This window comes from Shewanella sp. AS16 (assembly GCF_021412365.1).
Taxonomy (GTDB): Bacteria; Pseudomonadota; Gammaproteobacteria; order Enterobacterales; family Shewanellaceae; genus Shewanella; species Shewanella salipaludis.
Genome location: NZ_JAKCLK010000253.1, coordinates 1 through 292 on the forward strand (window position 1 = coordinate 1; position 292 = coordinate 292).

The 292-nt window shown below is 47.3% G+C and carries 1 protein-coding gene; it reads left to right on the forward strand.

Features of this window, described 5'->3' with window-relative positions; translation table 11 throughout:
• Window positions 1–292: alcohol dehydrogenase catalytic domain-containing protein (locus tag LZP73_RS20210; RefSeq protein WP_234236714.1), on the forward strand; the 292-nt coding region annotated here is incomplete at both ends.

Below are 292 nucleotides of genomic sequence, written 5' to 3' on the forward strand. Positions count from 1 at the left end.
AACGTTGGGCCATGAATTTAGCGGCTATATTGATGCGGTGGGATCCGGTGTTGATGATTTACACCCCGGCGATGCGGTTGCCTGTGTGCCGTTATTACCCTGTTTTACTTGTCCAGAGTGTCTGAAAGGGTTTTATTCCCAGTGCGCAAAATATGATTTTATTGGCTCACGGCGTGATGGTGGATTTGCCGAATATATTGTCGTTAAGCGAAACAATGTCTTTGCACTACCTGCGGATATGCCTATTGAGGATGGCGCTTTTATTGAACCGATTACCGTTGGCCTGCATGCG